21 protein-coding genes are annotated in these 16,017 nt (G+C 56.1%); 15 read left to right on the top strand and 6 right to left on the bottom strand.

Annotated elements, in window-relative coordinates; translation table 11 throughout:
• Positions 1–15 precede the first annotated feature (15 nt).
• Positions 16–750, top strand: a complete 735-nt coding sequence (locus tag Q0932_RS00300) for a pyridoxine 5'-phosphate synthase (protein WP_299348303.1) — start codon at positions 16–18, stop codon at positions 748–750.
• On the opposite strand, the gene Q0932_RS00295 is transcribed toward Q0932_RS00300, so the two are convergent.
• Positions 751–1,806 (bottom strand): hypothetical protein, encoded by a 1,056-nt coding sequence (locus tag Q0932_RS00295; protein ID WP_299348300.1) that lies wholly within the window; start codon positions 1,804–1,806, stop codon positions 751–753.
• A gap of 12 nt (positions 1,807–1,818) precedes the next feature.
• Here Q0932_RS00295 and Q0932_RS00290 point away from each other — a divergent pair, with 12 nt between their 5' ends.
• The 9 genes from Q0932_RS00290 (at position 1,819) to recO (ending at position 8,118) form a co-directional block, all read left to right on the top strand.
• Positions 1,819–2,013, top strand: a complete 195-nt coding sequence (locus Q0932_RS00290) for a hypothetical protein (protein WP_299348297.1) — start codon at positions 1,819–1,821, stop codon at positions 2,011–2,013.
• Between the two features lie 129 nt (positions 2,014–2,142).
• Positions 2,143–3,042, top strand: coding sequence for an HEXXH motif-containing putative peptide modification protein (locus Q0932_RS00285; protein WP_299348294.1), 900 nt, complete (start codon positions 2,143–2,145; stop codon positions 3,040–3,042).
• Between the two features lie 85 nt (positions 3,043–3,127).
• Entirely contained in the window at positions 3,128–3,553 is a 426-nt protein-coding gene (acpS, locus tag Q0932_RS00280; RefSeq protein WP_299348292.1) for a holo-ACP synthase, read from the top strand.
• 52 nt (positions 3,554–3,605) lie between these two features.
• Positions 3,606–4,442, top strand: coding sequence for a signal peptidase I (gene lepB, locus Q0932_RS00275; RefSeq protein WP_299348289.1), 837 nt, complete (start codon positions 3,606–3,608; stop codon positions 4,440–4,442).
• The gene (rnc, locus tag Q0932_RS00270; protein WP_299348287.1) at positions 4,439–5,119 is read left to right on the top strand and encodes a ribonuclease III; all 681 of its coding nucleotides are present in this window, start codon (positions 4,439–4,441) and stop codon (positions 5,117–5,119) included. The genes lepB and rnc overlap by 4 nt, the downstream gene beginning before the upstream one ends.
• Before the next feature lie 112 nt (positions 5,120–5,231).
• Positions 5,232–6,008 carry a DMT family transporter gene (locus Q0932_RS00265; protein ID WP_366141370.1) on the top strand — a complete coding sequence of 259 codons (777 nt, stop codon included), beginning with the start codon at positions 5,232–5,234 and terminating at the stop codon, positions 6,006–6,008.
• Between the two features lie 41 nt (positions 6,009–6,049).
• On the top strand, positions 6,050–6,958 hold the full coding sequence (gene era, locus Q0932_RS00260; protein WP_299348284.1) for a GTPase Era: 909 nt from the start codon (positions 6,050–6,052) through the stop codon (positions 6,956–6,958).
• Positions 6,955–7,287, top strand: a complete 333-nt coding sequence (locus tag Q0932_RS00255) for a DUF1491 family protein (protein WP_299348281.1) — start codon at positions 6,955–6,957, stop codon at positions 7,285–7,287. Before era ends, Q0932_RS00255 begins: the two co-directional genes overlap by 4 nt.
• Positions 7,288–7,386: 99 nt before the next feature.
• On the top strand, positions 7,387–8,118 hold the full coding sequence (gene recO / locus Q0932_RS00250) for a DNA repair protein RecO (protein ID WP_299348279.1): 732 nt from the start codon (positions 7,387–7,389) through the stop codon (positions 8,116–8,118).
• Here the strand turns inward: recO and Q0932_RS00245 are convergent.
• From Q0932_RS00245 to Q0932_RS00235, 3 genes are all read right to left on the bottom strand, one after another.
• A complete protein-coding gene (locus Q0932_RS00245) occupies positions 8,093–8,494 on the bottom strand; it encodes an META domain-containing protein (protein ID WP_299348276.1) in 402 nt (133 codons plus the stop codon). The genes recO and Q0932_RS00245 overlap by 26 nt on opposite strands.
• A gap of 4 nt (positions 8,495–8,498) precedes the next feature.
• Complete coding sequence (locus Q0932_RS00240; RefSeq protein WP_299348273.1) at positions 8,499–9,050, bottom strand: TetR/AcrR family transcriptional regulator; 552 nt, start codon at positions 9,048–9,050, stop codon at positions 8,499–8,501.
• A 170-nt stretch (positions 9,051–9,220) separates the two neighbouring features.
• Positions 9,221–9,526 carry a hypothetical protein gene (locus Q0932_RS00235; RefSeq protein ID WP_299348270.1) on the bottom strand — a complete coding sequence of 102 codons (306 nt, stop codon included), beginning with the start codon at positions 9,524–9,526 and terminating at the stop codon, positions 9,221–9,223.
• A gap of 190 nt (positions 9,527–9,716) precedes the next feature.
• Between Q0932_RS00235 and Q0932_RS00230 the strand changes: the two genes are divergently transcribed.
• Genes Q0932_RS00230 through Q0932_RS00220 form a run of 3 tightly spaced genes read left to right on the top strand, consistent with a single transcriptional unit; the run spans position 9,717 to position 11,163 of the window.
• The gene (locus Q0932_RS00230; protein WP_299348267.1) at positions 9,717–10,094 is read left to right on the top strand and encodes a hypothetical protein; all 378 of its coding nucleotides are present in this window, start codon (positions 9,717–9,719) and stop codon (positions 10,092–10,094) included.
• A complete protein-coding gene (locus tag Q0932_RS00225) occupies positions 10,094–10,639 on the top strand; it encodes a TetR/AcrR family transcriptional regulator (protein ID WP_299348264.1) in 546 nt (181 codons plus the stop codon). Before Q0932_RS00230 ends, Q0932_RS00225 begins: the two co-directional genes overlap by 1 nt.
• The gene (locus Q0932_RS00220; protein WP_299348261.1) at positions 10,636–11,163 is read left to right on the top strand and encodes a hypothetical protein; all 528 of its coding nucleotides are present in this window, start codon (positions 10,636–10,638) and stop codon (positions 11,161–11,163) included. Before Q0932_RS00225 ends, Q0932_RS00220 begins: the two co-directional genes overlap by 4 nt.
• Positions 11,164–11,223: 60 nt before the next feature.
• On the opposite strand, the gene Q0932_RS00215 is transcribed toward Q0932_RS00220, so the two are convergent.
• Positions 11,224–12,912 (bottom strand): acyl-CoA dehydrogenase family protein, encoded by a 1,689-nt coding sequence (locus Q0932_RS00215; RefSeq protein ID WP_299348259.1) that lies wholly within the window; start codon positions 12,910–12,912, stop codon positions 11,224–11,226.
• A gap of 144 nt (positions 12,913–13,056) precedes the next feature.
• Between Q0932_RS00215 and Q0932_RS00210 the strand changes: the two genes are divergently transcribed.
• On the top strand, positions 13,057–13,824 hold the full coding sequence (locus tag Q0932_RS00210) for a sulfite exporter TauE/SafE family protein (protein ID WP_299349628.1): 768 nt from the start codon (positions 13,057–13,059) through the stop codon (positions 13,822–13,824).
• Here Q0932_RS00210 and Q0932_RS00205 read toward each other — a convergent pair.
• Positions 13,821–14,663: a glucokinase gene (locus tag Q0932_RS00205; RefSeq protein WP_299348257.1), complete on the bottom strand. Its 843-nt coding sequence runs from the start codon at positions 14,661–14,663 to the stop codon at positions 13,821–13,823. The genes Q0932_RS00210 and Q0932_RS00205 overlap by 4 nt on opposite strands.
• A 267-nt stretch (positions 14,664–14,930) precedes the next feature.
• Here Q0932_RS00205 and Q0932_RS00200 point away from each other — a divergent pair, with 267 nt between their 5' ends.
• On the top strand, positions 14,931–16,016 hold the full coding sequence (locus tag Q0932_RS00200) for an AI-2E family transporter (protein ID WP_299348255.1): 1,086 nt from the start codon (positions 14,931–14,933) through the stop codon (positions 16,014–16,016).
• Position 16,017: the final 1 nt, after the last annotated feature.

The following is a 16,017-nucleotide window of genomic DNA, read 5'->3' as shown; positions in this document are numbered from 1 at the left end:
TAACAGGAGACTCGGATGTTGCGTCTTGGTGTGAATATTGACCATGTGGCCACGGTGCGGAATGCACGCGGTGGTGCCTATCCTGATCCGGTGCGCGCGGCCAAAGTTGCCGAACAAGCAGGTGCCGATGGTATTACCGCTCATCTGCGAGAAGATCGTCGCCACATTATGGATGAAGACATCGACGGTCTGATGGATGCGCTGAGCGTTCCTCTTAACTTTGAAATGGCAGCAACAGACGAAATGCAGGCCATCGCATTGCGCCACAAGCCACATGCAGTCTGTATCGTGCCGGAAAAGCGTGAAGAGCGCACCACCGAGGGCGGCCTTGAAGTGTCACGCGAGGAAAACAAATTGGCGCATTTCATTGCCCCATTGCGTGAGGTCGGCTGTCGGGTGTCGATCTTTATTGCAGCGGATGCGAGGCAAATCGAAGCCGCAAACCGCATCGGTGCGCAAGTGATTGAATTGCATACGGGTGCCTATTGCGATTTCCACGCAGAGGGCCGCTTTGACGAACGTGATGCAGAGCTGGAACGCCTGCGCGACATGTCGGCCTTCGCTCATTCACTGGGGCTTGAGGTTCACGCCGGACATGGCCTGACGTATGAGACGGTACAATCCGTTGCGGCATTCCCAAAAGTGAAGGAGCTGAACATCGGTCACTTTCTGATAGGCGAGGCCATATTTGCCGGGCTTGACCCTGCCATTCGCGAAATGCGGCGTCTGATGGACGAGGCGCGCGCTTGATCAGGGCTGCTCGAAACCTCGCGCGCCTTTGTTCCAGCGATGCCAGATATCAGACAGATCAACATGACCCTTGGGGTCCGGATAATTCATGTCCGCAAGCGCCTGAATGACCGACTCACGCATGATTTTCAGCGTATCTAATCGTCTCTTACTCTCGTGTTTCTTGGGCCACTTAATAACGGGATTGGTGTTCAGTTCATAGATTTCTGGCTTGCCGTCCACGAGGCCGAAATCAATGCGACCGAACTCCATTCCCGCCAGTTCAAAGACACGTTGCATGACGTCGTGATGTGGATCGCTTTGTTGTTCCGCGTGGTCTTGTTCATACTCCGATTTCGTCGCCACACCACGCTCACCCAGTTTCGCGATCCAGCGCGATTCCGACACGGTCGCGGCGCGGATTATCTTGTTGTTAACAGCGTAACTGGCGAATTTCCGAAAATGGCCGCCGTCAGGCTGGGCTTGTGCGCAGTACTCGATGAACATGAGGTCACTCATAGCTTTTCCATGTTGCAAAGCGTGCTCCATTGCTGCCTCGGTTTCGTGTCGGTCGTTCAACAGATCGCTTATGACACCGCGATGCGCATGGATGGTTCTTAGAAAGACAGGGAAACGATCGGGCCATTCACCGGCCACGGGGCGCCAACAGTTAAAGCTGTTTATGCCTTCATTGTAGAGGCGTCTAAGAAATGCATCGCGCGGCATGTATTTGCGTGGATCGTTCAAAACCACCAAGCCTTCGTTCTGCAACTTTTGCCGGATCAGCGATGCAACCTCCAGGTACCAGGGATGGACGCGGTCGAAATCTGTCAGAATATAGACGGCTCTCGGCAATCGGCGGCGCGTAAATAGCTGTTCATATGTCCAGCGCTCATGACGAATGCCGCGTTGGCGCATCAACTTCGTGACGGCCTGCAACGTGTACCGCTGACGCATTGATGTTACCGAAATCAGTCGCGGCGCATTGCGGCCAAGTGGGAGTAAATGCATTCCCGTCAAATAGGATTTCGTTGACATAGCACCTGTTGGTCCATTTACTAAGATCGGAACAATCAAAGGATACACACTGTGGCTGTAATGAAAATCGATTTCAAAAAGTTATTAGGATACCGGTTGGTTGCAGATCAGGCAAATGAGGCCGTCATGAGCGCCAAGGTCGGTGACAAACGCGGTGCTATTTCAAAGGCAGCCCTTGCAACCAAACTGGGCGAAAAAGCTGGCGACAAGGTCGGTGTAAAAGATGGAAAGAAGCCTGTTCGTTAACTAAATCTGTTGACGCGCCTCGTTGAGAACAGGGCTGAAATGTCTGCGCCTGAAAAGTCTGTTGTTGACCGCAATACACTCACGAATTTCGTGCCGTGCGCTGCTCGAGGACGTGCGCTCGATGCGCGCATGCACATTGAGCTTGCAAGTAGCCTTGGACATCTGTCCAATGCGTCCAAGGATAGTTTTCCGGAAATTTCTCGAAGGTTAGTTGAGGTTGCGGACGCCATTCGCATGGGCCGACGTGTAAGGCCGCAGGTGTTCCGTGCCTATTTTCTTCTCGTGCAAGCTCTCGTGGCCGAGGACCAACACCATGCTGAAACACTTTTACAAAAAATCGAAGCTGCGCCTGATCGCTCTGCCTCGCTGAAGCTCACCTATTTTGGAGCCTCCGAGGCAGACAGTCTTAGTCTTGATTTGATAGACGATGGGTTGCGGTTGGCGCCAATTACCGCCACTGAAGCCGCCGATTTTCAAATGCTTTTGGACGAAGGACTTGATCTACTCCGACAAAACCTGTCGGAGTTGTACGGGGAATTACGATCAATCGTCCACGAGGTGTTGCTGGCACGGGCGCCATCCGGAGACAAGATGCAGTTTGACGGGGCCTCTCACTATCAGTTTTGGGGCCTTCTGATGCTAAATCCCAAGCATCACAAGACCCCGCTCGCTATTGTTGAGGTGCTCGCGCACGAAGCCTCGCATTCGCTGTTGTTTGGCATGACCATTGAAGAACCACTGGTTCTGAACCCAGATGAAGAGCTGTTCACGTCTCCATTGCGTTTGGATTCACGGCCTATGGATGGAATTTATCACGCAACCTATGTTTCGGCGCGCATGGCATGGGCGATGGAGATGCTCGCATCCAGTGGGTGTCTGTCAGATGATGATCATGAGCGCGCTATGGCGATGGCTGCCGTGGATCGGAGCAACTATGCCAAAGGCTTGGGTGTGATCGACCAACATGGCGACCTGAGCGCGACAGGCAAGACCATACTGGATGACGCCCGGGCTTGGATTGGGCACTGAAGCTGCCTTGCCGACCACGGATTCAGGCTTGCCTATTGTGGCTGCACATAGCAAGTGAGAACAACAGTACTGGAAAGCGGCCTAGATGATCCTTGGAATTGGTACAGATCTTGCGAACATAGATCGCATCGCAAATACGTTGGACCGTTTCGGCGACCGTTTTCGCAACCGTGTGTTTACCGAAGTCGAACAGGCCAAGGCCGAGCGTCGCCGCGATACGGTTGGCACATATGCCAAGCGCTGGGCCGCGAAAGAGGCCTGTTCCAAGGCGCTGGGCACTGGTTTGCGGATGGGTATCAGCTGGAAAGATATGGCGGTGAGCAACCTGCGCACCGGCCAACCCGTAATGCATGTGACCGGTTGGGCGGCAGAGCGTTTGAAAGACATGACGCCTGCGGGTCACGAGGCGATCGTTCACGTCACACTGACAGATGACCACCCTTGGGCGCAGGCCTTTGTCGTGATCGAGGCGCGACCTGTCAGCAACCCGGACGCATTGCTTGACTCCTGACCGGTGTCACCGCATGTAACGCCCATCTTAAGAAACCCAAAGAGGCGAGCAGATGGCATCCGAAGCCAAGAAACAAAACGGTTTTGTTGAAACCATCAAAACCATTGTCTACGCGCTATTAATTGCCGGCGTGTTCCGCACTCTGTTTTTTCAGCCTTTTTGGATCCCGTCAGGGTCGATGAAAGACACGTTGCTGATTGGCGACTTCCTGTTCGTCAACAAGATGACCTATGGCTATTCCTATGCCTCGTGCCCGTCGATCCGCATGCCGCGTTTCGGGGTTAATGTAGATGCAGAAGACATCTGTGGGTTCCTCAAAGGTGATAACTCGCGCATTTGGGGGGGAGAGCCTGAGCGTGGCGATGTGGTGGTTTTCCGTCACCCGGTCACAGGTCTGGATTACATCAAGCGTCTTGTCGCGTTGCCCGGCGAAACCGTGCAAATGAAAGCGGGCGTGTTGCACATCAACGCTGAGCCAGTTGGACTTGAGGATGATGGTGTCTTTGAAGAACTTGCAGGCCCGCAAGGTCCTCAGAGACTGAGCCCACGTTGCGAAAATGGCCCTGTCGGTATTGGCGGAAGCTGCGTTAAGTCGCGCCAGATTGAAACCTTGCCGGGCGGTGTAAGCCACCCAATCCTGAACATCGGCCCGCAGCGTTCGGACAACACCGGTGTCTATACCGTACCCGCAGGACACTATTTCTTTATGGGTGACAACCGCGATAACTCGGTTGATAGCCGGGTCCCACGCGCTGCGCGCGGCGTTGGTTTCGTGCCATACGAAAATCTGATCGGTCGAGCCGACCGCATCATGTTCTCATCTGCCGGGACGTCTATGTTCTTTTTCTGGACCTGGCGCGGTGATCGTTTCTTCAAGGCGGTGAATTGAAGCTCTCGAGTGAACTAAAAGCGCTGCAAGCGCGGATGGGGTATGAGTTTTCCCGCCCTGAATTACTGGTGCGCGCTGTGACGCATTCTTCTATGTCATCTCCGACGCGGGACGACAATCAGCGGCTGGAATTTCTCGGCGATCGCGTCTTGGGCCTCGTCATGGCAGAGGCCCTTTTGGCGCAGGACCGCAAGGCGACCGAAGGCCAGCTGGCCCCCCGCTTTAATGCTCTCGTACGCAAAGAAGCCTGCGCCGACGTTGCCGTGCAAATCTCGCTTGGTGACGCTTTGAAGCTTGGCCGATCTGAAATGCTGTCCGGAGGCCGCCGCAAACAGGCCCTCTTGGGTGATGCGATGGAAGCGGTGATCGCAGCGGTCTATTTGGACGCTGGTTTCGAAACCGCCAAGGATCTGGTGATACGTCTGTGGGGGGACCGTGTCCACAAGGTAGAAGATGATGCGCGCGACCCAAAAACCAGCCTGCAGGAATGGGCACAAGCGCGTGGTCAAAAACCTCCAAATTATGAGGTCGTCTCGCGCAGCGGACCGGACCATGCACCGGTGTTTACAGTGGCCGCCAAGCTTGAAAGTGGTGAGGCTGCAGAGGCCACGGACAATTCCAAGCGCAAGGCCGAACAGGCCGCAGCTAAGGCGCTGATGGCACGGCTGGAAAGCTGACCTTCTGATGTCGGACAACCTGCGTGGCAGCCTTGCAATGATCCTTGCCATGGCGGCCTTTGCGGTTGAGGACGCCTTCTTTTAGTTTGCCACCTCCGAAATGCCTGTAAGCGTGGCACTCTTGCTGTTTGGTGTGTTTGGACTTTTGGTCTTTATCGGCCTCTCGGTACATGCGCGGGAATCCGTGTTTCACCCAGCCATCCTGATACGCGCAATGATCTTGCGGTCGGTCTTTGAGCTGGGCGGCCGTTTGTTTTTTGCGTTGGCGCTGGCCTTTACGCCGCTTTCCAGTACATCGGCGATCCTGCAGTCTGCGCCGCTGGTTGTGACACTTGGCGCTGTAATCTTTCTTGGCGCACGTGTTGGGCCAAGGCGCTGGCTTGCCATGCTGGTCGGGTTCCTTGGTGTCTTGCTGATCCTGCGCCCGACACCGGAGAGTTTTGAAGCCACGTCTATCTTTGCACTACTGGCGACCCTTGGCTTTGCTGGTCGTGATCTCGCCACCAGCATAAGCCCTCGGACCATGTCGGGCCGACAGTTGGGAAACCTTGGTTTCATGGTCCTCGTCGTGGCCGGCGTCGTGCTGATCCCGTTCTACGGACTGCCTGATCACATGCCCGGTTGGAAGCCGTTGGCGGCTGTGGTCATCGCAGCACTTGTCGGCGTGGTTGCCTACAACGCTCTGACCGTTGCAATGCGCACCGGAGACATCGCTGTTGTCACACCATTTCGCTATTCGCGCCTGCTCTTCGCTTTGGGGTTTGCGGTGGTTTGGTTTCACGAGCGCCCGGACATGCTCACATTGGCAGGCGCCGTGTTGATTGTTGGCAGCGGACTTTTCACGCTGATGAGATCCGGCGGCAAAATCCCGACTGGCCCAACACGCTAAACTCCTGTAGAGCACGGGCCTGCAACCGCAAAGGATACCCCATGACCAGCCGCGCCGGATTCGTCGCTCTTATCGGAGAGCCGAACGCAGGGAAATCGACCCTGACCAATCGCATGGTTGGGGCCAAAGTGTCGATCGTGACACACAAGGTCCAGACCACCCGCGCCCGTATCCGTGGCGTGGCGTTGGAGGGCGACAGCCAGCTTGTTTTTGTCGACACGCCCGGTCTGTTTCGCCCACGCCGCCGCTTGGATCGTGCGATGGTTGCGGCCGCATGGGGTGGTGCTGCAGATGCAGATATCATCGTTCTGCTGGTCGAGGCCCATCGCGGTGTCACCGAGGGTGTAGAACGCATTCTTGAAGGGTTGGAAGACATCGGCAAGGGCCGCAAAATTGCTCTGGCGATCAACAAAATCGACAAGGTCAAATCTGATGTGCTGCTGGGGCTGTCCAAAAAACTGAACGACAGCTTTCCTTTCGTAGAGACATTTATGATCTCTGCTGAAAAGGGTCATGGCGCAGAACATCTCAAGACGTGGCTGGCCAATGAACTGCCCGAGGGACCGTGGCTCTACCCCGAAGATCAAATTGCCGACCTGCCCATGCGGATGATTGCGGCCGAAATGACCCGCGAGAAGCTGACTCTGCGTCTGCACCAGGAGCTACCTTACCAGCTGACGGTCGAGACCGAGAACTGGGAAGAGCGCAAGGATGGCTCTGCCCGGATTGACCAGTTGGTTTACGTCATGCGGGATGGCCACAAGGGCATTGTACTTGGCAACAAAGGTGAGACGATCAAGGCGGTGTCCAAAGCCGCAAGGCTCGAACTGGAAGAGTTTCTGGGCCGCCGCGTGCACCTGTTTATCCAAGTCAAAGTGCGGCCAAACTGGCTGGAGGAGAAAGAGCGCTATTCCGAAATGGGGCTCGATTTCCGCGACGGGAACAAATGACCAGACTGACGGCTAAGTTTTGGGTTCACGCGTACAGAACCCGTCTTGAACTTAAGGGAATACCTGCATTTGTCGTCGCACATGGGGATGACATCGCAGGTGCTGTTCTGATTAAACTCGCGACACTTGATGGACAGGCGACTGCGTTTCAACGCAGTTTCGATTTGATGAGTGGTGCTCGCAAATGGATCATTCTGGCCGAAGGTGCCGAAGCTGATGTGGACGCAGCCATTGCCAAACAACGCAGTTTTGATCCTGACCTCTGGGTGATCGAAGTCGAAGATCGCCAAGGTCGCCACTTGCTGGACGAACCCGGCCTATCCGACTGACCCCCAACTTCGTATTGCCCAAAATACTCCGGCCGGAGGCATCCTAACGCGCCTCAGGACAAGCCTTGGCAATCGCCAAAAACCCACTAGTCTCTGCCCATGGACTGGCGAGATCAAGGCATTGTGCTGAGCACACGAAAGCACGGGGAAACCTCTGTGATCCTTGAGGTTTTCTCCCCGGTGCGTGGGCGTCATGCCGGGGTGGTACGTGGCGGTACAAGCCGTAAGATGACACCGATCCTGCAGCCCGGTGGGCAAGTGGATGTGACGTGGCGGGCAAGGTTAGAGGACCACATCGGCAGTTTCGTTGTTGAGCCAGTGCGCAGTCGCGCGGCCGCATTGTCAGATCGGTTTTCTCTGTCGGGTTTGAATGCGGTGACGGCCTTGTTGTCCTTTGCCCTTCCAGAACGCGAGCCACATCCGGCGCTTTATCAGCGAAGTGAGCAACTGCTGGATCTTTTGGGCCAAAACGATCTCTGGCCTTTGGCCTATCTGAGATGGGAACTGGCATTGCTGGAAGACTTGGGGTTTGGGTTGGACCTTAGCCAATGTGCTGTAACGGGTGCACGTGAGGGGTTGATCTATGTCTCGCCTCGCAGTGGTCGGGCTGTGTCCAAGGCTGGGGCCGGTGAGTGGGAAGACCGTCTGCTTCCGTTACCACCCTGCCTTGTCGGACAGGGTGAAGCATCGGATGAAGACGTCCTCGTGGCGCTTTCAACAACCGGGTATTTTATGGAGCATAAGCTCGCGCCGGAACTGGGGAACAAGCCTTTGCCTACGGCGCGTGGTCGTCTGGTGGATATGCTTAGTCGGCGTCTTTCACAGGTGTGAACGCCATCTCGCGGCCTGCGTCGTTGCTTAACAACAAGACATCTCCGGTGACTTCAGCCAACGTCATGTCTTCGAGCGCAGTGAAGAACTGTGTTTCTTTCTCAAGCTCCGGGCATGCCATGCGCGTTGAGCCGATCGCACTGATGTTTATCCACGGATAGGGTTCGGTCTGGGTGGCGAAATAGTTGTTGCAGGGGGCTTGCCCCGTTATTTTGCCGTCATCGCCAAACACAAGTGTTGCGCGCGCGTCAAAGGCTTGGCCGTCCAGCTCGATCAGAGACCAGGTTTTGCCACCATCATAGCCCGCCACGGTCTCATCCTTCTTGCAGCCGCTTACGGCCAGCAGAGTCATACATATCAGAGCAAAGTGTTTCATTGTCTTAAGAATAGAGCGCGAGGACCAGATCGACCAGTGTTCCCAAAGCATCTTCATTGTCTTGGCGATCTCGCCCGGACAACTCTGCCATTCCTAGATTGGCGGCATAAATGATGCGGGACAGCTCTGGGTTTGACAGTCCCAGCTCCTCAAGCAGGCGAGTCAACTCTTCCATGCGAAGGGCATCGACCCGTTGCACGGCGTCCGACACCTTTTCATTGCCATGTGCCCAAGCGCGAATAGCGGGCTCAAGCGCATGGACGGGATCGGTACTTTCTTCTTTTTCAACAACTTGCGCGACGTGACGCAGACGCTGTACCGGCGTGTCGTCGATTGTCAGAGCGTTCTGAAAGCGGCTGCGGCTGCATTCTTCCCAGCGTTCCAGCAAGGCCTCGTGAAAGGCAGGAACGTCTTTGAAATGCCAGTAAAACGATCCCTTGGTGGTCTTCAAGCCCCGCGCCAACGCTTCGGCCTTCAGGGCAGAAGGCCCCTGCGCGATCAGGGCGTCAAAGCCGGCTTCGATCCAGCTGTCGGGAGAGAGGCGAGTCGTGGTCATGACTGAAGAGTTAGGGGTGGGATTGATTCCATGCAAGAGCCGCAATGCCGCAGTGCAGCGAAAACGACAGAAAGTGGTAAAAAGACCTTTTTGTACATCAATTTTTGGGCGGATTGATTGTTTTGTACAATTTCAACGCGGTAATATGATACCGCGTCAACGAATAAGCCCTACCAGTTTGCCGTGCGTGCCATCACGTTGGTTCCGGTTGGAGAGAGTGTGTCGCCCGCCAAGTCCTTGAGGGCGCCTGCAAAGGATTTGAAATAGTCCTGCGCCTGCACGTGGGCGAGGGTTTCGGCGCTGTCCCAGCGACCCCAGTGGATGCGGGTGGTTCCATTGTCGGCAACCGCGACTTGATAGGAGAAACTTCCGGGAATCCCGTCGTCCGAGTCGAGGGCCGCGATAAAGGACTCAACCAAGGCGCGCCACGGGGCGTCGGGTCCGGCGTATTCGTAGGTGATGGTGATGCTGCGCATGGGGCACTCCTGTTTAACATATTTGTTAAATATATGCGCGATCAAGAGGCGTGCAAGGGGTGCCGCAAGCGATACGCCCTGCGGCACCATTTGAAGGTGCTTGGATGGGCGGAAGAGGAAGGGCGGTCTCTGGACAGTTTCAATAACATATGTTATGTTACGTAGAATCAACAGTGCATATGAGGTTCCCATGTTCGATCCCTTATTTGTCGCCGGAGGTCTTTCAGCCCTTGCCGCGCTTGCGCATATCTTCATGGGCGGGACAGAGGTGGCGGCACCGCTTTTGGAGGCGCAGGATCTGGAGAAACAGCCGAAGTACATCGCCTATTACTGCTGGCATTTGGTGTCGATCTGCCTGTGTTTGATGTGCCTTTTGTTTCTGTGGCCCGCACTGTGGGGTGGGGCGAATGACCTGGCGGTGATGGGCAGTCTGATGGCAGCGGGTTTCGCCATCTGGGGCATTGGGTTGTGGCATTTTTCGCGCGCGGGGCTGACGCTCTCCGACCTGCCGCAAGGGTGGTTCTTTGTACCGATCGCGTCGCTCGGCTTTTGGGGCAGCCTGTTCTGATGGTAGGGCGGCTGAGCAAAGAGGACTGGCTGCAGGCAGGTTTGACGCAGTTGGCACGTCTGGGGCCGGATGGCCTCAAGTTGGCGCATCTGTGCAAGGTGCAAGGACGCACAACGGGGGCCTTTTATGCGCATTTCACGGATCATGCTGGGTTTGTGAAGGACCTGATCGCGCATTGGGAAAAAACCTATACCGATGATGTGATGGCGGCTTCGGGGGCCAAGGCAGATCAGCTGGCCTCGATTGTGCGCAGGCTGGATCACCGGATCGAAGTCGCCATGCGGCTGTATGGATTCCAGAACCCCGTTGTCGCGGCCAAGCTGGCCGAGGTTGACGAAAAGCGGATCGGGTTTCTGGCCTGGCTTTATGGCAAGTCGGGCGCTCTGGAGGCCACAGAGGCGCGGGCCTTTGCAGAGTTGGAATATGCGGCTTTTGTCGGGACGCAGATGGTCTGGCAAGGGGAGCCGATCGAGCGCAGCATTGCCGTATCAGCCACCTTTGACAGGCTGGTGGCGGCACATTTGGAAAAGGGTGAAGACAGATGAAACGCATTCGGGAACGCGAGGTGCCTCGGGCCAGCCTGTTGCAACAGTTTGTCGAGATGCCGGGGTGTCATGCGGATGCCTTTGCGGTGCCTGCGGACGCGGCGACCGAGCTTGCAGATTACATCCGCGCTATGTTTGACTCGCCGGTCTTTCGGGCTGAGCGGATGGTTCTGGCAGCGTTTGGGAAAAAGTCGAGTTCTGCAGAAGAAGTGGCGGCGCTGGCGGCTGGCGAGGGCCAGACCATGGCGCTGTGGTCGACACTGCAGCGCAACGGGCATGAGCTGTTATTGGAGGTGCGGCGCGGCGCAGTGCGAACGTGGCTGATGGTGGAACCGAGGCCCGGAAGCGATGCGCATCTGTGGTTCGGGACGGCGATTGTGCCGGAACCTGCAAAGGGCGACGCGCCGCCGCAGATTGCCTTGGGGTTTCGCGCGTTCATGGGGGTGCACAAGTTATATTCCCGCGTTCTGTTATGGGCCGCTGTGCGCGGATTGAAACATCAGCTCAAAAGCGAGGGCAGGTAAATTGAAAAGCCCCGAGGCGCGGTGCGCATCGGGGCTTTGCAGGTTTGGTTGATTTTGCGCTTAGCCCAGCAGGCGGCGTGCGATCACCTGAGCTTGGATCTCTGCGGCGCCTTCAAAGATGTTGAGGATGCGGGCGTCGCACAGGATACGGCTGACCTGATACTCGATTGCAAAACCGTTGCCGCCGTGGATTTGCAACGCGTTGTCAGCCGAGGCCCAGGCAACACGCGCGCCAAGGAGTTTGGCCATGCCTGCCTCAAGGTCGCAGCGCTGGTCGTGGTCTTTTTCCCATGCCGAGAAGTAGGTCAGCTGACGGGCGACCATGATCTCTACCGCCATCATCGCCAGCTTGCCCGAGACACGCGGGAAGTTGATCAGGGATTTGCCAAACTGCTTGCGGTCTTCGGCATATTGCATGCCGACCTCAAGCGCGTTTTGCGCGACACCAATGGCACGGGCGGCGGTCTGAATGCGGGCCGCTTCAAAGGTCTTCATCAGTTGCTTAAAACCCTGACCTTCTTCGCCACCCAGCAGGTTTTCACCTTTGACTTTGAAACCGTCAAAGCCCAGCTCAAACTCTTTCATGCCGCGATAGCCGAGCACTTCAATCTCGCCGCCGGTCATGCCTTCGGTGGGGAAGGGGTTCTCGTCATCACCAGGGGTTTTCTCGGCCAAGAACATCGACAGGCCACGGTGATCTGTGGTGTCCGGGTTGGTGCGGGCCAACAGGGTCATGACATGCGTCCGGGCGGCGTGGGTGATCCAGGTTTTGTTGCCGGTAATCTCCCAGTCACCATCCGCGTTCTTGACCGCGCGGGTGCGCAATGAACCTAGGTCAGAGCCCGTGTTCGGTTCTGTAAACACAGCCGTCGGCAGGATTTCAGCGGATGAAATCTTGGGCAGCCACTGTTCTTTTTGCTCGTCTGTGCCGCCTGCCAGAATCAGTTCAGCAGCAATCTCGGAGCGGGTGCCAAGGGACCCAACGCCGATGTAACCACGCGACAATTCTTCGGACACCACGACCATCGAGGCTTTGCTGAGGCCCAATCCGCCGTATTCCTCGGGAATGGTCAGGCCAAAGACGCCCATTTCACCAAGCTCTTCGAGGATTTCCATGGGGATGTAGTCATCTTTAAGGTGCCACTCGTGTGCGTTCGGCACGACCCGCTCGTCCGCGTACCGGCGGAATTGTTCGCGGATCATCTCAAGCTCTTCATCCAGCCCCGAGGTGCCAAAAGTAGCGTGGCCCGCGTTGTCCTGCATCAGTTCAATCAGGCGCGTGCGAGCCGCTTGTGTGTTGCCCGACTGTGTCAGGGCCATCACAGCAGGCTCCAACAGGCCGCGCATGTCGTCCTGGCTCAGGCCAAGGTCTTGCAGGCGCATCATCTCGTTTTGGGACATCGGAATGCCGCCATAGACCTGCCAGAGGTATTCGCCAAAGGCGATCTGGTGGATCAACTGCTCCATCTCGCCGAACTTGCCTTCGTCCTGCATGCGGGTGGCCCAGTTCTGCATTTGGCGCAGGGCTTCGACGTAGGTGGCAAGCCACGACAACCCATGTGCAGCGGTTTGATTCTCTTCCAGCTTTCCGCCGGAAACGCGTCCGTCGACGCTGACCATGTCGCGCACAGAGGTTTTGGCTGTGTCCAGAAGCGCCTCAAGCGGGGGCAAGGCCGCCCCGGTCAGAGAAAGCAGATCGGGGAGAATAACGGTGTGTGTCATTGTCAGGTCCTGTCCGTCGTGGGCCATGAATCATATCCTGTCTTTTGCTGCATTGTGACATAATTCTTTTGCACCTGCAGCGCAACTATAATGCTTGTGCAGAATATCATTTGTTCGTTTGTTGCGCGACCAACCTTTGCCACCGCCCGCCAATACCCCTATCACTCTGGCATGGACTCCCTGTTCTCGATCCTCAGCCCGTCGCTTTTTGCCGTAGCTATTGCCGTGGCCGTTTTGTCAGGAGTCGTGAAAGGTATTGTCGGGTTTGGCATGCCGATGATCCTGATTTCGGGGCTGACAACGTTCTTGTCGCCTGAACTGGCCTTGGCTGGATTGATTGCCCCCACTGTAGGGAGCAATCTTATGCAAGCCACACGTAACGGACCTAGTGCCGCTCTCGCTTCGGTCAAACAGTTTCGCGTGTTCCTGATTGCCGGCTTTTGCACGATGGTCTTGTCAGCGCAATTGGTGCGAGTCATTCCGCAGGACGTATTCCTGTTGATCATTGGCATCCCCGTTGCCAGTTTTGCCCTGATCCAACTTGTCGGATACGAGTTGCGCCTGCCACGCCCCAGTTTCCGGTTGGAGGCTGCGATTGGAGCCTTTGCTGGAGCAATCGGTGGGCTCTCTGGCATGTGGGGGCCGCCGACGGTGATGTATCTAACGTCGCTGGGTACCGAAAAGACCGAGCAGATCCGCGTGCAGGGCGTGATCTATGGTCTGGGCGCTTTGACTTTGGTTGGCGCACATATCGGTTCGGGCATTCTGAATGCAAAGACTGTGCCGCTGACCATGGCTTTGTTGATCCCGGCTCTGGTGGGCATGTGGATTGGTGGGCGTATTCAGGATCGGATCGATCAGGCCACGTTTCGTAAGGTCACGTTGATCGTTCTCTGTGTCGCTGCGCTCAACATCGTTCGCAAAGGCATTGTCGGTTAGTCCGTCAGAACCGAGAGGCACCCTTGAAGCGCTGCGTCATCGGCTGTGATCAGTGACACAGGGGGATACACGGCGCTCTGTGGCAGTGCTTGAGAGAGACCATCGTTAAAAGCCGCTCCGCTGTCCATCGTCAGAACTGCTCGTGCCACTCCGCCTGCGAGGTACAAGCCGCCAAGCGGCAGGAATTGCATCGAAAGGGCGGCACAGAGTTGCCCCAGCCAATTCGCAAAAGTGGCTTCTTCAACGCCTTGATCCCGGCATTCCGCAAAGCCACGACCGCTAAAAAGATGTTCAACGCTTGTGAAATTCGATGGCGACAGGCCTTGTTTTTGAAGGGCGCCCATGAGTGAGGCCGAAAGAGGCGAGTGGCCGTATTCGCACGACCAAACCGCGACGTCAGATCCTTCAACTGCTTTAACGGCGCAGGCGTTCATGCCGGTGCCAACGCCCACGGCCAGCATCTGCCCATTACTCGTGCCGGTGGCGGTTGTCAGGTTCAGAACATCAGCAGCCGCCAGAACCGGCAATGCGCGCCCCATGGCTTCGAGGTCATTCAGCAACCGAACAGGCGCGCCGATTTTTTGCTGGAGTTTGTCGGCATCAATGGCCCAATCCAGATTCGTAAGCCGTGGTGATCGCCCGCTTAAGGGGCCGGCGAAGGCAAACGCGCAGGCGCGAATGGATTGATGCGGCTGGTTTGACAAATACCGGCTGACCACAGAATCGAAGCTGTCAAAGTCGGCATTTCGAAAACTCTGAGCCGTCCCCCTTTGCACGCCGGACTCATCGCCAAGTGCAATACGTGTATTTGTGCCCCCGGTGTCCGTCAAAAGGAACATATGGTCCATCCCTATCAGTGCGTGCGTGACTCGCGTTGGAACATGTGCCCGCAGTCCTGCGGGTGACCCATCGCAACCCCCTTTGTGTTCCAAGAGACCATATCGGCATTTAATGCGAGTGTCGAATTAAATGACTCCTATGAAGTTTCTTTTCATAGTGTCATACCTCCTGCACCGTCAGAGGCACCTGTCAGAGTGTTGCAAAGCATTTGACAGTGGAGACTGGAACGGGTTTTTGTGTTTGGGGCCTCGATAGGTAAAAAGCCAATGGATACAGAGAATTATCTCAGAACAATCTCAGTATGCCTCGTGATTGTTGCGACAATAGCGGTGGGATGGCTGTTTGCAGCAGCCGAAGCGCTGTTGGTGCCTGTTGTTTTGGGGGCCTTGTTGGCGTTTCTCATGGATGGGATTTCGCGCGAGCTGTCACGTATTCCGTTCTATGCCCGCATCGTGCCGCCTTGGATGCGGCTGGCCATGACCTGCATCGTTCTTTTTGCAATTCTGTTGCTGGGGGTCGGGTTCTTTGCACGGAACCTGGACGCGGTTGTGCGGGCCTTGCCGCAATACATCGAGACCTTTTCCGTCATTGTTTCAGATGTTGCCCGACAGTTTGACGTAGAGGTCGAGCTAACGTGGCATTCCGTTAATAACCTGATTGCAAACTCGATCAGCCTTCAGGATGTCATCCGATACTCACTCAATTCGCTGAGCTATTCGGCAGGGTATATGATCTTGGTGTTCATCTATGCGATCCTGTTCTTGTTCGAAAAAGCCACGATGCATCGCAAAGTTGCGGCTCTGGTGCCCGACGAACAGAAACGCGCGAATGTCTGGGTGGCGATTGAATCGATAATTTCCCAGATCGGCACCTATTTTACCACAAAGACCATGATCAACGCTGTTCTGGGTGGCATCTGCTACGCGATATTTCTGGTCTTCGGACTAGAGTTCGCCGCGTTCTTTGCCGTACTGACCGCGATCTTCAATTACATACCCTATGTCGGGAGCTGGGTGGCGATGGCGCTGCCGATGCTGTTTGCGCTGGGCCAGTTTGGGCTGAGCTACGACGTGTTGCTGATTGCCTTGGCGCTCTGTGCCGCTCAGATGACGATCGGCTATTTTTGGGAGCCTCGCCTGATGGGGCGCACGTTGAACGTCAGCCCGGTCGTGATCATGTTATCGCTGGCACTTTGGACATCTATCTGGGGTCTAGTCGGGGCGATCTTGTCGGTAATTCTGACGTCAGGTGTCATGACAGTTATGGGCCTTTTCCCGGCAACCCGTCCAATAGCGATCCTCTTGACGAACACTGGGGATGTGGCAGACGAGGACGCTGAAGGCACACCCTAGA

It is taken from the genome of uncultured Shimia sp., assembly GCF_947498095.1.
GTDB lineage: Bacteria > Pseudomonadota > Alphaproteobacteria > Rhodobacterales > Rhodobacteraceae > Shimia.
Note: the sequence above shows the minus strand (reverse complement) of the source record. Positions and strands in the feature narration are given on the sequence as shown.

What these genes read in the sequence shown, in the direction of transcription:
- Q0932_RS00300 (WP_299348303.1), top strand. Translation starts at nt 16, where the DNA reads ATGTTGCGTCTTGGTGTGAATATTGACCATGTGGCCACGGTGCGGAAT.
- Q0932_RS00285 (WP_299348294.1), top strand. Translation starts at nt 2,143, where the DNA reads ATGCACATTGAGCTTGCAAGTAGCCTTGGACATCTGTCCAATGCGTCC.
- acpS (WP_299348292.1), top strand. Translation starts at nt 3,128, where the DNA reads ATGATCCTTGGAATTGGTACAGATCTTGCGAACATAGATCGCATCGCA.
- lepB (WP_299348289.1), top strand. Translation starts at nt 3,606, where the DNA reads ATGGCATCCGAAGCCAAGAAACAAAACGGTTTTGTTGAAACCATCAAA.
- era (WP_299348284.1), top strand. Translation starts at nt 6,050, where the DNA reads ATGACCAGCCGCGCCGGATTCGTCGCTCTTATCGGAGAGCCGAACGCA.
- Q0932_RS00255 (WP_299348281.1), top strand. Translation starts at nt 6,955, where the DNA reads ATGACCAGACTGACGGCTAAGTTTTGGGTTCACGCGTACAGAACCCGT.
- recO (WP_299348279.1), top strand. Translation starts at nt 7,387, where the DNA reads ATGGACTGGCGAGATCAAGGCATTGTGCTGAGCACACGAAAGCACGGG.
- Q0932_RS00245 (WP_299348276.1), bottom strand. Translation starts at nt 8,494, where the DNA reads ATGAAACACTTTGCTCTGATATGTATGACTCTGCTGGCCGTAAGCGGC.
- Q0932_RS00240 (WP_299348273.1), bottom strand. Translation starts at nt 9,050, where the DNA reads ATGACCACGACTCGCCTCTCTCCCGACAGCTGGATCGAAGCCGGCTTT.
- Q0932_RS00235 (WP_299348270.1), bottom strand. Translation starts at nt 9,526, where the DNA reads ATGCGCAGCATCACCATCACCTACGAATACGCCGGACCCGACGCCCCG.
- Q0932_RS00230 (WP_299348267.1), top strand. Translation starts at nt 9,717, where the DNA reads ATGTTCGATCCCTTATTTGTCGCCGGAGGTCTTTCAGCCCTTGCCGCG.
- Q0932_RS00225 (WP_299348264.1), top strand. Translation starts at nt 10,094, where the DNA reads ATGGTAGGGCGGCTGAGCAAAGAGGACTGGCTGCAGGCAGGTTTGACG.
- Q0932_RS00220 (WP_299348261.1), top strand. Translation starts at nt 10,636, where the DNA reads ATGAAACGCATTCGGGAACGCGAGGTGCCTCGGGCCAGCCTGTTGCAA.
- Q0932_RS00215 (WP_299348259.1), bottom strand. Translation starts at nt 12,912, where the DNA reads ATGGCCCACGACGGACAGGACCTGACAATGACACACACCGTTATTCTC.
- Q0932_RS00210 (WP_299349628.1), top strand. Translation starts at nt 13,057, where the DNA reads ATGGACTCCCTGTTCTCGATCCTCAGCCCGTCGCTTTTTGCCGTAGCT.
- Q0932_RS00205 (WP_299348257.1), bottom strand. Translation starts at nt 14,663, where the DNA reads ATGTTCCTTTTGACGGACACCGGGGGCACAAATACACGTATTGCACTT.
- Q0932_RS00200 (WP_299348255.1), top strand. Translation starts at nt 14,931, where the DNA reads ATGGATACAGAGAATTATCTCAGAACAATCTCAGTATGCCTCGTGATT.